Origin of the sequence: Corynebacterium kefirresidentii (genome assembly GCF_016599755.1) — a bacterium.
Lineage (GTDB): Bacteria > Actinomycetota > Actinomycetes > Mycobacteriales > Mycobacteriaceae > Corynebacterium > Corynebacterium kefirresidentii.
Genome location: NZ_CP067012.1, coordinates 14,986 through 27,695 on the forward strand (window position 1 = coordinate 14,986; position 12,710 = coordinate 27,695).

Genomic DNA, 12,710 nt, shown 5'->3' on the forward strand with positions numbered 1-12,710 from the left:
CAGTGTACTAAATAGATGGCCTGGTTTCCCAAAAATCCACCTGTAGTTCTGAAATACAGCCCCTTTCGTGGCGCAGGACACATGAGCTCCGTTAGATTGGGCCCTATGACTACAACAAAGATGAAGGCAATCGTGCAGACCGATCCCCAGGAGCGTCGCTCCTTGGAACTCCAAGAGGTCGACGTTCCGCAACTGCAATCAGGCGAAGTGCTCGTCAAGGTGCAGGCAGCGGGCGTTAACCGCGGCGATATCCTGCAAACGATGGGAGCTTATCCGCCACCACCGGGGGCGTCGGAAATCTTAGGCTTGGAGGCAGCAGGCACCATCGCGGACGCCGGGGATACCGACTGGGAGGTGGGCACCGAAGTGGGCTGTTTGCTCGCTGGTGGTGGCTACGCCGAATACGTTGCGGTCCCACAGGGCCAGCTACTCCCTCTACCCCAGGGGTATAGCGTTGAGGAAACCGCGGCGGTAGTCGAGGTTGGATGCACCGTCTGGTCCAACTTGGGCATTGAGGCGAACCTCCACGAGGGCCAGCGCGTGCTTATCCATGGTGGAGGCGGTGGCATTGGTACTTTTGCCATTCAGGTAGCCAAGGCGCTAGGAGCAGAAGTGGCGGTAACGGCCGGTTCGCAAGAGAAGTTGGAGCGTTGCCGCGAGCTGGGCGCCGACATTCTCATCAACTATAAGAAGCAGGACTTCTTAGACGAGTTGAAGGGAAGCTGCGATGTCATTTTGGACATCATCGGCGCAAAATACCTTGAAAAGAATATGAAGTGCCTAGCTAAGGACGGCAAGCTCATCATTATTGGCATGCAGGGCGGCACCAAAGCAGAAATTAACTTGGGCGCCATGTTGCCCAAGCGTCTGACTATTCAGGGTACGACGCTGCGCGCCCGCGACTTAGACGATAAGGCCCAGATTGTGGCCGGCACGGTAGAAAATGTCTGGCCCATGTTGGAGGATGGCCGGGTAAAGCATGCGTTGCACGCCACTTACCCGCTTGCCGACGCCGCCCAAGCCCACACTGCCCTAGACAGCGGCGAGGTCACCGGCACCTTGGTGCTTGCCGTTTAAGCCAGCGAGGCTACGACGCGGATGAGATGCTCGACGTCGTGATAGGTATTGAAGGGGCCAAGCGCAACCGTCACGGCACCACCGATTTCTTCCACACCCATCTCCGTAAGCAACGGGGTCTGCGGGGCAAGCGTGGTAACAAGGCCGTTATCAAAGAGGCGCTTATAAACCGTCTCGGCCGGAACACCCTTTACTGCGAAGGTGAGGCGCGGCAGGCGATCGTCGGAGGCACCCGCGGCCGCTTCCCCGGTCACGCCAAGGATATGCACGGCGGGCAGGGTGCTCAAGAAGGAATAAAGGTCCCCGCGCAGGTCCTCGAGGTAGGCGCTAAGCGCATCCATAGAGGTGCGCAGGCGCTTGCGACGGGAGCCATTCTCCCCACCGGCGAGGGCGGCAAGATGGTCCACGAGTGGTCCGACACCGCCGGCCAGGCCAGAGGAAATTGGCGTTTCCAGCTTGCGAGCGCCCTTGCTGGCATGCACCGGATCGAGGGCATCGAGGCGGCGGAACATACGGGTATCGCGGAATACCAAGGCCGCTAGCTGCGGGCCGCCCAGCAGACCAAGGTCGAGACCCAAGATATCGGCACCGAGCTCATCGAAGTTGATGGGACGGTAGGGGGCGATCCCAGAGACGTCGAGAAGCGTCCAGGCGCGAGAGCGTTCATGCACGGTGTCTATGATCTCAGCCGTCGGGGAGACCGTACCCAAAAGCTCGTGGGCGGCAGAGAAAGCGACGAGTCGCGTGGAGCCGTCGACAAGCTCGGCGAATTGGAACCCCGGCAACTCACCCGTGCCTAAGTCCGGCTGGGCCCAGCGGGTTTCTGCTTTGACCTCAGAAAATGCTGAATACAGGGAAGGCGGGTCCAGCTTTGAGAGCACTAGTGAGGAATTGCTGCGTAAAAGCGGGCGCGCCGCATGCGCCAAGGACTGGTAAAGAACCGGCAGGGAGGGGCCGAGCACCACGCGGTCTGCTTTGGAACCGGTCAGATCCGCTACGGCCATGCGCGCAGCGGTGTAATTCCCATCTCCTTCCAAGCGCCCCGGCGCGGGTGTGGCAGAGTGGGCGCCACCCGGCCCTTCCTGGGGCGCCACCGCGGTAGACATACGGAAAGAGCGGGCCACGCCGGAGGCTACTCGCTCAGAAATCTGGGGAACCGCGTGCGCGTTAAGGTAAGTCCAACCATCAGATAGCCCGGTGTATAAACCGCGCACACTGAATACGTCATAGTGCGCCGAAGCTCCTGCTGGCATTTCGGTCCCTTCTTTTTCGCGCTAGGCATCGCCACTCAGTGGCGGTCGATTCCCTACTGTATACGCGTTTGGCCCAAGTTTCCCAAATCTGGATTTTCGCTGAATACGGTCGTTTTCGCAGGCTAGCGGCGTGTAGTTCCCGTTTGCCCAGCCCGCGCGCTAGGGTGTTGAGCGTGCAAGATAACAATCAACTGCGCGCTGATATCGCCCGCATGACCTCCCAGCCAGACGGCGAGGCCACCCCAGCGTCCCAGTCCGAGACCCTCAAGGCCGCCTTCGCGGACCTTGCGCAGGGTGCACAGCAGCGCGAGCTGTGGTTCAAACTGGGTATTCAAGATATTAAGCAGCGCTACCGCCGCTCTGTCCTGGGCCCGTTTTGGATCACCATCGCCACCGGCGTGATGGCCCTCGCCTTGGGCCTTTTGTACTCCATGCTCTTCCAGATTCCCGTCGCGGAGTTCCTCCCCCACGTCACCGTGGGCCTTATTATGTGGACCTTCATTTCGGGCTGTATCAAGGAAGGCTCCACCGTCTTCATTGATAATGAGGGCTTGATTAAACAGCTTCCCGCCCCTCTTTCGGTGCACGTCTACCGCCTGGTGTGGCGCCAAACATTATTTTTGGGCCATAACCTCATCATCTGGCTGTTGCTTATCCTCATCTTCCCGCGCAGCCTGGGTTGGGAGTTCTTCCTCTTTATCCCAGGCTTGGCGTTGTTGTTGGTCAACGGCGTGTGGGTCACGATGTTCTTTGGCATCATTGCCACCCGCTTCCGTGACGTAGCCCCGCTGCTGGAGGCTTTAACCCAGCTCTTGTTCTACGTCACCCCGATTGTGTGGATGACCAATACCCTGAAGGATCAGGGCGGTGCCGTGGCCGGGCGAGCCCGCATCGCGGAGATCAACCCGCTCTATCACTACCTAGAAATCGTCCGCGCACCCATGATCGGTGAGCCGGTAGCCGCCTACCACTGGTGGATCGTTATCGGCTGCACCGTGCTCGGCCTGCTCATCGCCGGCTTGGTCATGCGCAAGTGGCGCTTCCGCGTCAGCTACTGGGTCTAAGCCCACGCCCTGTACTTGTGGAGATTCCTCGAAAGGATACTGACTGATGGTCTCGATTGATACGTATAACGCGTGCGTGGACTTTCCCATCTTTGATGCCAAATCTCGCTCACTGAAGAAGGCCATGCTCTCTTCTGCCGGTGGCGCCATTGGCAAAAATGCCCAAAACACCGTCGTGGTGGAAGCCCTGAAGGACGTTAACCTGCACCTGCGCGAGGGCGATCGTGTGGGTTTGGTGGGCCATAACGGCGCCGGCAAATCCACCTTGCTGCGCCTCTTGTCTGGGATCTATGAGCCCACCCGCGGTTCTGCCGATGTGCGCGGCCGGGTGGCCCCCGTTTTTGATTTGGGCGTAGGCATGGACCCGGAAGTTTCTGGCTACGACAACATCATTATCCGCGGCCTGTTTTTGGGCCAGTCCATCAAGCAGATGAAAAAGAAGATGGATGAGATTGCGGAGTTTTCTGAGCTCGGCGATTATCTCTCCATGCCGCTGCGCACCTATTCCACCGGTATGCGAGTGCGCTTGGCACTCGGCGTGGTGACCTCCATTGAGCCGGAAATCCTGTTGTTGGATGAGGGCATTGGTGCGGTCGACGCCGCCTTCATGGCCAAGGCACGCGTACGCCTGCAGGAGCTGGTGAAGCGCTCCGGCATCCTGGTCTTTGCCTCCCACTCCAATGACTTTTTGGCCCAGCTATGCAATACCGCCTTGTGGATCGACCACGGTGAGATCCGCTCGGTAGGCGAAGTTTCCGAGGTCGTCGGTGAGTACGAAGGACCTGAGGTGGGCGACTACGTCCGCGACCTGCGCGAGCGTTTTGAAAATGAGGACACCAGCGGCAACTAGCTGAGCATATGCAGCAGCGGGTCCCCCACACCCGTCACGTCCACCTGCACCCCTTCCGGCCGGTGATAGTCCGCAGCGCTTAGGCGCGCGCTGACCACCGGCCGGTTAATTTTTCCTGGGCCCGCAGGCTCTTCCTTTTCCTCGGTGCTAACGCGGTAGCCCAACTTTTCACTCACCCGGGCTGAGGCGCGGTTGGTTTTTATCCAACTGGTGCACAGCGAACCCGCATCGAGGTGCAAGAAGGAAAACGCCGCCATCGCCTGGCGGACAAGCGTGCCATAGCCTTGGCCTTGAAAGCGGTGCAGCACCCATGATGCAGTTTCTATTTCCCGTGCGGCCGCAAAATTTTCTGCCGCCAGGTCCACCACGCCTACTAATTCTTGGGTTTCTACCTGGCGAGCGATGAAATCCAAGGTCCACTTCTGGGGGCACAGCTTCGCTCGGTGCTCCCATCGGTGCTGGGCCATGGCGGCGGGGGTATTCGTCTTCTCATCAAAAAGCCAGGGAAATGCATGTTCTGGAATGTCGTCGCCATAGATATCTTCCGCACACACCTGCGCTACCTGTGCGATGTCCTCATCGCGCATGACACGCAGGTCAACTCCGCGGCCCGTATCATCGCAGGCCCGAATGGTCACCGCAAAAGGCGGCCAGAAGTTTTCCATAGGCTTCACAGTATCCGCAAAGCTGCGCCTATATCCACTTTTCGCTCCACCAATGCGGAGTGTTTCTGCGCTGGTCCCCCACCCCGGTGGCAAGATGGAACCCATGACTGCCACCCTGACTTCTACCGGTTCTACCGCCGCCGTCATTGTTACCCATCAGCGCGCCGAACTGCTGCGGGCATCGCTCGAACAGGTGGTACACCAAACCCACCCCGTGCAGTGGGTGATCGTGGTGGATAATGGTGCGGAAAATGCAGTGCGTGAACTTGTCGAGTCCATGGCGGGAGACCGCGGCGTCTACGTGCCTTCGGAGACCAATCTAGGCGGAGCTGGCGGCTTTGCGCTGGGCTTTCTCACCGCCCTTTCTTTGGGCGCGGATGCCGTGTGGTGTGCCGATGACGATGGCCGCCCCGCCGATCACACGGTACTTGCGGAGCTGTATCGGGTGGCCGAGGCCAACCGTTTGCATGAGGTCTCGCCAGCGGTATGCAATATCAACGATCCCGACCAGCTCGCCTTCCCCCTGCGCCAAGGTCTGGTGTGGCGCCGGCGAATGGATGAGCTGGAGGGCGATTTCCTGCCTGGCATTGCATCGCTATTTAACGGCGCGCTGATTTCCGCAGCGGCCATGGAGATCATTGGTGTACCGGACTATCGGCTCTTCATCCGCGGCGATGAGGTGGAATACCACCGCCGGCTGGTCAATTCCGGGCTCTCTTTCGGCACGGCTCTGACCACGAGCTACCTGCACCCAGATGGATCGGATGAGTTCAAGCCCATTTTGGGCGGCAAGATGCACACCCAGTTCCCAGAGGGTGAGTTCAAGCGGTTTTTCACTTACCGCAATCGCGGCTATTTATTGTGGCAGCGCGGCATGCGCAAGCTACTGCCACAGGAATTCGCCCGCTTTGGCTGGTTCTTCCTGATCCAGCGCCACGATCCGGCCGGCTTTATCGAATGGCTCAAGCTTCACAACCGCGGGCGCAGGGAAGATTTCCGGCGCCCTAGCTAGGCCGATGCCGAACTGCAGGGGCTGGGCAAGGGGGGGGACATCGATAAGCGCGGCACATACCCGCCGCCACCGAGAGCTTGACACCCCGCGCGCAGATTGGTCGGGCTCGATTCCCGTGGTGAGGTTATTTTTCTTTAAAAATGAAGGCCCTCTGAATGGCAAAATTGGTCACTGTGGCCACGCCCTGGGCGATGACAAAGGCGATGGTGTCTTTAAGCACGCCTTCTAAGCCAAGGGATAAAAGCGGCTCATTGAGCACCCAGTATAGGAAGTTTTGAACCGCGAAAGTGGAGGCGTACAAGATCCCCACGGTGACGGCTGTACGGCCGGAGACCTTGGCCCCAAAGGTCCACCGCGCATTAGCCAGGTAGGCGGCAATGGTGCCAAAGACCCAACCGATGGCCTTGGCGGCGGAACGGTGGAGTCCCACATACGTCAATAAAAGCGTCAGGCCATAGTCAATGGCGGCGGCACCTACACCCACGGAAATAAATCGCACCAGTTGGGTGTGCAGCGAGGTGGACGAAGGTTTTACTTCTACGGCGTCATCAGCGGAGTTAGTCACGAGTGAGTAGCCTACCCGCGCAAGAGCGCTCGGTACATGTCCAACCGATCCACCGGCGCGGCGGATTCGGCACCATAGGCGCCTATCCCAGCCAATTGCTGCAACGATGCCGCACATAACTCCCGCACTTCAGCCCCTGTCAGCGCCGAGCCATCGTCATTGACCCAGCCGAGGGCATCCATGGTGGTCTCCACGACGGAATCGGTCAGCTCCGCGCCACCCATGCACGATAGGGCTAGCGCCATGGACCAAAAGGCGTCTTTGCCTTCATGGGTAACCTCGCGCGGCAGGCTGGCGAGCACGCGGGCAGTTTGCGGTGACAATTCGGTACCCCTGCTCAGGTCCATCGCCTGCAGCAGCGGAACAAAGTCATAGAGCTTGGTGCGCTCAATCAAATCACGCACAGGGGACGCTACCGCGGAAAGGACCTCATCGGTGACTTCTTGCCCGGTCAATTCCCGGTTGACGCTGGTTAATTCAAAGGGTGCAAAGAGCGAGCCCGAGCCTCCCACGCATAGCGCTTCCGGGGTGCCATTATCGCGCGGATAAATTTCAGCTACCACCAGCTCGAAGTCCCATAGCCCCCAGGCGAAGTCGATTTGATCGCCTTCGCGCCACAGGAATTCGGAGGCCTGACGTTCCGGATCGATGCGCGGGCCACGCGCCTCGGTGTGTTCATAAAAGTGCCAGGGGGATTCCTCCTCCGGAAGGCCAAAGCAAATGCGCAGCACACGGTGCAACTCGGTGAAGGTCAGGGCATCGCTAAAGCCAATCTGGCGGTGCACCTCGCCATCGGCGCGGATGTTCGCGGCTTGGCAAATGATTGTTAGGGGCTCGCGTTTGAGGGATACCACGCTATTGGCGCGTTTGGCCCGCGCCTGTGCGATATCGGTGACCCCTGCGTTCATGGGCCCCACCATACGCAAGTTTTAGGAAGCTAGTTTTGCAATATCGCGCGCTTCCAGCTCACTAATCAGGAACGTCAGTGCCGCGCCAATGGCGCCCAACAGAGTCCAGGGCCGCTTGGCACCGCGCTTGCGCAGGAACTTTACCATTCGGCGGGAAATTGCAACGTTCATCCAGCCGCCTAGGATGAGCAGCAGTACCACCGCGGCAAAAATGGCCCAGGGTTTGAGGCCCTGATCGGATGCATCCTGCGGTGAGCGCGGCTCATCACCATCCTGTTCCGCGTGCGCGTTGGTATAGGCCACCAGGGCACCAAAACCAAAGAAAGACAAGGTATAGGCAGTAATCAAACCGCCTTTGGATGTGATCCAATCAGGATAAGAGGTCGCGATACCCACGGCAGCGGCTTGGGTAATGCGGCCCGCCAGGGTGTCATCGAGGGCGTAGTTGTCTTGGCGCTGATCTTGCGTCTCGTGGTTGTTGGTCATAGCGACCACTTTAAGCGGCGGTAAGCTAATGCGCATGTACTCGGATAAGACAGAGCACATGACGCCAGCGCAGCAGGCGGCTCAGGATGTGCGTGCGGAAGACGATAAGCGCAACGGCCACTTCGAGGCCACGGAACACACCGATGTGCCGTTGAGTCCTTTCATGACTCGCCTGATGGCAGAGGAATTGCCCATGCTGGATTCCTCCTCGCGCGCTCGTGTCTATGACCTTTTGCGGGAGTACGATGGCCCGACTATTGAATCTCAGGAAGAGCTGCCGGAGGAAATCCGCGCGCTTATGGATCTATAAACGGACACATTCGGGCAGTACAAGCGTCCGTTTTGTTCTGAATATCACTCGCGTCACTCCGTCCACCCTCGTGTGAGCTAGGTAGGCTAGGGAGGCGACACAAATCCGTCGAGCAAAGAGTAAGAGATGGAATTACATACCACTGAAAAGTCCCTGCACGGCTGGGGCCGCACCGCCCCGACGACCGCCCATGTTCTCGCCACCGAAGACGTGGACGTGATCAAGAAGGCCGTGGCCCAGGTGGCAGAAGATAACTCGGATAAGCCCGCCCACCTGCGCCGTGGCGTCATCGCCCGCGGTATGGGCCGCTCCTACGGTGACCCCGCCCAAAATGGCGGCGGCTTGGTCATCGACATGCAAAAGCTCAATAAGATCCATTCCATCGACCCGGAGTCCGCTCTGGTGGACGTCGATGGTGGCGTCACCCTAGACCAGCTGATGAAGGCTGCCCTGCCTTATGGCCTGTGGGTTCCGGTTCTGCCGGGTACCCGCCAGGTCACCATCGGTGGCGCAATCGGCCCGGATATTCACGGCAAGAACCACCACTCCGCCGGCTCCTTTGGTAACCACGTGGTCTCCATGGAGCTGCTCGTGGCCGATGGCCGCGTGCTGCACCTGACCCCGGAAGGCTCCGAGGATGACCCCAGCGGCGACCTCTTCTGGGCCACCGTTGGCGGCATGGGCCTAACCGGCATCATCCTGCGCGCCACCATCCGCATGACCAAGACGGAAACCGCTTATTTCATCGCGGATACGGACCGCACCGATAACTTGGATGAAACCATCGCCTTCCACTCCGATGGTTCCGAGCACAACTACACTTATTCTTCCGCCTGGTTCGATGTCATTTCCCCAGAACCAAAGCTGGGTCGCTCCACCATTTCCCGCGGTTCGCTGGCCACCTTGGCACAGCTGGAAGAGCTAGCCCCGAAGCTGGCTAAGGATCCGTTGAAGTTCAATGCGCCGCAGCTGATGACGGTGCCGGATATCTTCCCGTCCTGGACCATGAATAAGCTTTCCCTCTCCGCTGTGGGCTTGGCATACTACACCATGGGTGCACCGGCCAAGAACCAGGTCAAGAACCTGACGCAGTTCTACCAGCCGTTGGATCTCATCGGCGAGTGGAACCGCGGCTACGGTTCCAAGGGCTTCTTGCAGTACCAGTTCGTGGTACCGACCGAGGCCGTGGAGCCGTTCAAGGAGATCATCCGCGATATGCAACGCTCCGGCTACTACTCGGCCCTCAACGTGTTCAAGCTCTTCGGTGAAGGCAACCGCGCGCCGCTGTCCTATCCAATGCCGGGTTGGAACGTCTGCGTGGACTTCCCCATCCGTCCGGGCCTGGGCAAGTTCCTGGATGACTTGGACCGCCGCGTGATGGAATTCGGCGGCCGCCTCTACTTGGCCAAGGAGTCCCGCACTTCCGCGGAGAACTTCCACAAGATGTACCCGGGCATGGAGGGCTGGCTGAAGACCCGCAATGAGATCGACCCGACCGGCGTCTTCGCCTCCGATATGTCCCGCCGCCTCGAGCTGCACTAATCACTGGAAATAACACCTTTAAGGAGATTTACTGACCATGCTTAATGCAGTAGGCCAAGCACAACACATCCTGCTTCTGGGCGGCACCTCTGAGATCGGCCTCGGCGTCGTCTCCGAATTCCTGCAGCGCGGCCCCGCCAAGGTCACCCTGGCTGCCCGCCCGGAGTCCCCGCGGATCGCCCAGGCCAAGGCAGACCTGGAATCTCGCGGCGCTGACGTAGAGGTTTTGGACTTCGACGCCACTGACTTTGACTCCCACCCAGAGGTAATCAATAAAGCCTGGGCACGTGGCGACGTAGACGTGGCCATCGTTGCCTTCGGCACCCTGGGTGACCAGGAGGAGCTGTGGCAAAACCACGACAAGGCCGTCGCCTCCGCGCAGACCAACTACACCGCCCCGGTTTCCGTGGGCGTGCTTCTGGGCGAGAAGTTCAAGCACCAGGGCCACGGCACCATCGTCGCCATGTCCTCCGTGGCTGGCATGCGCGTGCGCCGTTCCAACTTTGTCTACGGTGCTTCCAAGGCAGGCGTGGACGGCTTCTACATCAACCTGGGAGAGGCTCTGCGCGGCACCGGCGCCAACGTGCTGGTTGTCCGCCCAGGCCAGGTTCGCACCAAGATGTCCGCCGAGGCTGGCGACGCCCCGTTGACCGTCAACGTCTCCGATGTTGCCGAAGCCACCGTGAAGGCCGTGCTCGATGGCAAGCAGTCCATCTTCGTGCACCCGCTGTTTGAATACGTTTCTTTGGCATTCAAGTTCATCCCGCAGGCCATTTTCCGCAAGCTGCCGTTCTAAATCACCGCGGTTTCTGCACTGGCGCCTGCCAGCCGCCTCGCCCCCGCTTCTCCTTCTCGCTGCACGCCCGCGGCGGGGAGGGGCGGGGGCGGTGGTGTATAAGGGGGCGTCGGAAAGCAAGTGTTTTCCTGCCCGCGCCAAATCTGGGTTGTGGCGCTTGGGTATGCGAAACTAATGGGCATGACAAGCACAGCTATACCCACCCAGTCAACGCCCGTGAGCGAAAATCCGCGCACCGAGGCCTACCGCGCCGATGCGCTGACTCATCGCGCGACCCTGCTGGGTATTGTGTTGACCGCGCTAGCCAGTGGTGTGGTCACGCTGCTGGGCTGGTTTGCCTTCAAGACGGTATCTCTGCCTTCTTTTAATACCTCCATGGTCACCCGCGCGCTGAGCACGGTGGGCGTGGTGGTCACGCTGGCTCTAGCCGGCGGGCTGTGCGTGTGGTGGCTTTATGACCACTACAAGGATTCCTTTACTCGGCCGCGCTGGCGGGTCTGGCTGACCTACGCGGTCACCTATCTCTCCCCCGCGCTGCTGACCTTGGCTGCCGTGGGTCTGCCGCTGTCCGCCTCCCGTTTGTGGCTCGACGGCGTGCAGGTGGATCAGGCTTTCCGCACCCAGTTCCTCACCCGCTCAGTGGATGAGATGGGCTATGCGGATATGAACTACCAGGATATGCCGTCCTTTTACCCCATTGGCTGGTTCTGGCTGGGCGGCCGCTTGGGAGCGCTATTGGGTATTCCGGGATGGGAGGTCTACCAGCCCTGGGCGCTTATCTCCATCGCTGTAGCCGGCTGCATTTTGGTGCCCCTCTGGCAGCGCCTCACCAGCTCCCTACCGGTCGCCACCGCCATCGCCCTAGTCACCACCGCGATTACGCTCACCATCGCGGCCGAGGAGCCCTACTCCGCGGTCATCGCCATGGGCCTGCCCACCGTCGCAGTGCTCAGCGCCCGCGCCTTCCGTGGCTCTTGGCTCTCCACCCTGGGTGTGACACTCTACCTGGGCATTTCCGCCACGTTCTACACGCTTTTCACCGGTGCGGCCGCGCTCACCGTGGTCAGCCTCATCGCGCTCTTTACCGCGCTATATGAGCATACGTGGCGCCCCATCGTGCGCTTGGCGGTAATGGCGGCAGGCTCCATTGCCATTGCGCTCATCGCCTGGGGCCCCTATATATGGGCGGTCATGCACTCGCCAGTACCGCTGCAGACCACCGCGCAGCACTACTTGCCGGAGGAAGGCACCCAGATTCCGGTGCCATTTTTGTCCTTTAGCATTGTGGGCTTCCTCTGCCTTATGGGACTTATCTACATGGTCATTCGTCTCAATGACCAAGAGGTGCGCGCGCTGGGCATCTCCCTCATTGGCAGCTATCTATGGATCGTTGTGTCTATGGTGGCAACGCTGGCCGGCACCACGCTGCTGAGCTTCCGCCTGGAAATCATCGTGGTACTCCTTTTTGCTACCGCCGGTGTCCTAGCCTTAGCCGAGGTTCGCCTCTTGGGCGTACACCGCCTCTACCCGGCGCGCTTCTCCCATACCACCAATAAGCAAATCACCGCGGTCTTGGGCATTATCCTTGCCCTGGCCGGCGTCTTCTATGCGCAGCAGATTCCGGAGGCCAACGAGGACGCCATCGACCACGCTTATAGCGATACCGATGGCTATGGCGAGCGCGCCGACCGCTTCACTAGCGATTCTGCTCATTACTACCTGGATATCCACAACTTCATCCAGGACCAGGGCTATACGCCGGATGACACGGTGGTGCTTACTGATGAAAAGATCTTCATGTCTTACTACCCTTATTGGGGTTTCAACGCCTTTACCAGCCACTATGCCAATCCACTGGGTGAGTTCAGCACCCGCAATGAGCAGATTGAAACCTGGGCCAACGATTCCTGGGACATGAAGCCGGATGAGTTCCGCAAGGCCCTGGATTCCGCTGCGTGGCGCAGCCCAGATGTCATGATCTTCCGCGGTGATTTAGAAAATAAGGACGATGGTTTCAAGCTACATTTGGCAGAAGATATCTACCCCAATCAGCCGAATATTCGCTATCGCGCGGTCTTCTTCAACGCCGATGTCTTTGACAAGGGCTGGAAGCTAAAGCAGACCGGCCCCTTCGTAACAGCCGTTCGCACCAAGTAAGTTCACCCACACTTCCCGCCCGTGG

General features: G+C 59.7%; 13 protein-coding genes. 8 read left to right on the forward strand and 5 right to left on the reverse strand.

What is annotated here, in order from left to right; translation table 11 throughout:
* The first annotated feature begins 120 nt into the window (after positions 1-120).
* Complete coding sequence (locus tag I6I12_RS00360; RefSeq protein WP_200288994.1) at positions 121-1,077, forward strand: NAD(P)H-quinone oxidoreductase; 957 nt, start codon at positions 121-123, stop codon at positions 1,075-1,077.
* On the opposite strand, the gene I6I12_RS00365 is transcribed toward I6I12_RS00360, so the two are convergent.
* Entirely contained in the window at positions 1,074-2,330 is a 1,257-nt protein-coding gene (locus tag I6I12_RS00365; RefSeq protein WP_200288395.1) for an aminotransferase class V-fold PLP-dependent enzyme, read from the reverse strand. The genes I6I12_RS00360 and I6I12_RS00365 overlap by 4 nt on opposite strands.
* A gap of 212 nt (positions 2,331-2,542) precedes the next feature.
* Here I6I12_RS00365 and wzm point away from each other — a divergent pair, with 212 nt between their 5' ends.
* Positions 2,543-3,394 carry a galactan export ABC transporter permease subunit Wzm/RfbD gene (gene wzm / locus I6I12_RS00370; protein WP_051138321.1) on the forward strand — a complete coding sequence of 284 codons (852 nt, stop codon included), beginning with the start codon at positions 2,543-2,545 and terminating at the stop codon, positions 3,392-3,394.
* A gap of 46 nt (positions 3,395-3,440) precedes the next feature.
* On the forward strand, positions 3,441-4,244 hold the full coding sequence (gene wzt / locus I6I12_RS00375; RefSeq protein WP_023020351.1) for a galactan export ABC transporter ATP-binding subunit Wzt/RfbE: 804 nt from the start codon (positions 3,441-3,443) through the stop codon (positions 4,242-4,244).
* Here wzt and I6I12_RS00380 read toward each other — a convergent pair.
* A complete protein-coding gene (locus I6I12_RS00380; RefSeq protein ID WP_200288396.1) occupies positions 4,241-4,909 on the reverse strand; it encodes a GNAT family N-acetyltransferase in 669 nt (222 codons plus the stop codon). The genes wzt and I6I12_RS00380 overlap by 4 nt on opposite strands.
* Positions 4,910-5,003: 94 nt before the next feature.
* Between I6I12_RS00380 and glfT1 the strand changes: the two genes are divergently transcribed.
* On the forward strand, positions 5,004-5,921 hold the full coding sequence (glfT1, locus tag I6I12_RS00385) for a galactofuranosyltransferase GlfT1 (RefSeq protein ID WP_200288995.1): 918 nt from the start codon (positions 5,004-5,006) through the stop codon (positions 5,919-5,921).
* A gap of 124 nt (positions 5,922-6,045) precedes the next feature.
* On the opposite strand, the gene I6I12_RS00390 is transcribed toward glfT1, so the two are convergent.
* The 3 genes from I6I12_RS00390 to I6I12_RS00400 are packed head-to-tail and all read right to left on the reverse strand — an operon-like array spanning position 6,046 to position 7,880.
* The gene (locus tag I6I12_RS00390) at positions 6,046-6,486 is read right to left on the reverse strand and encodes a GtrA family protein (RefSeq protein ID WP_200288397.1); all 441 of its coding nucleotides are present in this window, start codon (positions 6,484-6,486) and stop codon (positions 6,046-6,048) included.
* Between the two features lie 11 nt (positions 6,487-6,497).
* Positions 6,498-7,406: a plasmid pRiA4b ORF-3 family protein gene (locus tag I6I12_RS00395; protein ID WP_200288398.1), complete on the reverse strand. Its 909-nt coding sequence runs from the start codon at positions 7,404-7,406 to the stop codon at positions 6,498-6,500.
* 9 nt (positions 7,407-7,415) lie between these two features.
* Positions 7,416-7,880, reverse strand: a complete 465-nt coding sequence (locus I6I12_RS00400; protein ID WP_200288399.1) for a hypothetical protein — start codon at positions 7,878-7,880, stop codon at positions 7,416-7,418.
* Positions 7,881-7,914: 34 nt separating this feature from the next.
* Here I6I12_RS00400 and I6I12_RS00405 point away from each other — a divergent pair, with 34 nt between their 5' ends.
* From I6I12_RS00405 to I6I12_RS00420, 4 genes are all read left to right on the forward strand, one after another.
* Entirely contained in the window at positions 7,915-8,190 is a 276-nt protein-coding gene (locus tag I6I12_RS00405) for a hypothetical protein (protein ID WP_200288400.1), read from the forward strand.
* A 126-nt stretch (positions 8,191-8,316) separates the two neighbouring features.
* Complete coding sequence (dprE1, locus tag I6I12_RS00410) at positions 8,317-9,732, forward strand: decaprenylphosphoryl-beta-D-ribose oxidase (protein ID WP_200288401.1); 1,416 nt, start codon at positions 8,317-8,319, stop codon at positions 9,730-9,732.
* Positions 9,733-9,769: 37 nt separating this feature from the next.
* The gene (gene dprE2 / locus I6I12_RS00415; protein WP_023020343.1) at positions 9,770-10,528 is read left to right on the forward strand and encodes a decaprenylphospho-beta-D-erythro-pentofuranosid-2-ulose 2-reductase; all 759 of its coding nucleotides are present in this window, start codon (positions 9,770-9,772) and stop codon (positions 10,526-10,528) included.
* Positions 10,529-10,708: 180 nt separating this feature from the next.
* Complete coding sequence (locus tag I6I12_RS00420; protein WP_200288402.1) at positions 10,709-12,685, forward strand: galactan 5-O-arabinofuranosyltransferase; 1,977 nt, start codon at positions 10,709-10,711, stop codon at positions 12,683-12,685.
* Positions 12,686-12,710 lie beyond the last annotated feature (25 nt).

Coding starts and splice junctions, on each gene's coding strand:
- I6I12_RS00405 (WP_200288400.1), top strand. CDS start 7,915: ATGTACTCGGATAAGACAGAGCACATGACGCCAGCGCAGCAGGCGGCT.
- I6I12_RS00395 (WP_200288398.1), bottom strand. CDS start 7,406: ATGGTGGGGCCCATGAACGCAGGGGTCACCGATATCGCACAGGCGCGG.
- I6I12_RS00360 (WP_200288994.1), top strand. CDS start 121: ATGAAGGCAATCGTGCAGACCGATCCCCAGGAGCGTCGCTCCTTGGAA.
- glfT1 (WP_200288995.1), top strand. CDS start 5,004: ATGGAACCCATGACTGCCACCCTGACTTCTACCGGTTCTACCGCCGCC.
- I6I12_RS00400 (WP_200288399.1), bottom strand. CDS start 7,880: ATGACCAACAACCACGAGACGCAAGATCAGCGCCAAGACAACTACGCC.
- dprE1 (WP_200288401.1), top strand. CDS start 8,317: ATGGAATTACATACCACTGAAAAGTCCCTGCACGGCTGGGGCCGCACC.
- I6I12_RS00365 (WP_200288395.1), bottom strand. CDS start 2,330: ATGCCAGCAGGAGCTTCGGCGCACTATGACGTATTCAGTGTGCGCGGT.
- I6I12_RS00420 (WP_200288402.1), top strand. CDS start 10,709: ATGACAAGCACAGCTATACCCACCCAGTCAACGCCCGTGAGCGAAAAT.
- dprE2 (WP_023020343.1), top strand. CDS start 9,770: ATGCTTAATGCAGTAGGCCAAGCACAACACATCCTGCTTCTGGGCGGC.
- I6I12_RS00380 (WP_200288396.1), bottom strand. CDS start 4,909: ATGGAAAACTTCTGGCCGCCTTTTGCGGTGACCATTCGGGCCTGCGAT.
- wzm (WP_051138321.1), top strand. CDS start 2,543: ATGACCTCCCAGCCAGACGGCGAGGCCACCCCAGCGTCCCAGTCCGAG.
- wzt (WP_023020351.1), top strand. CDS start 3,441: ATGGTCTCGATTGATACGTATAACGCGTGCGTGGACTTTCCCATCTTT.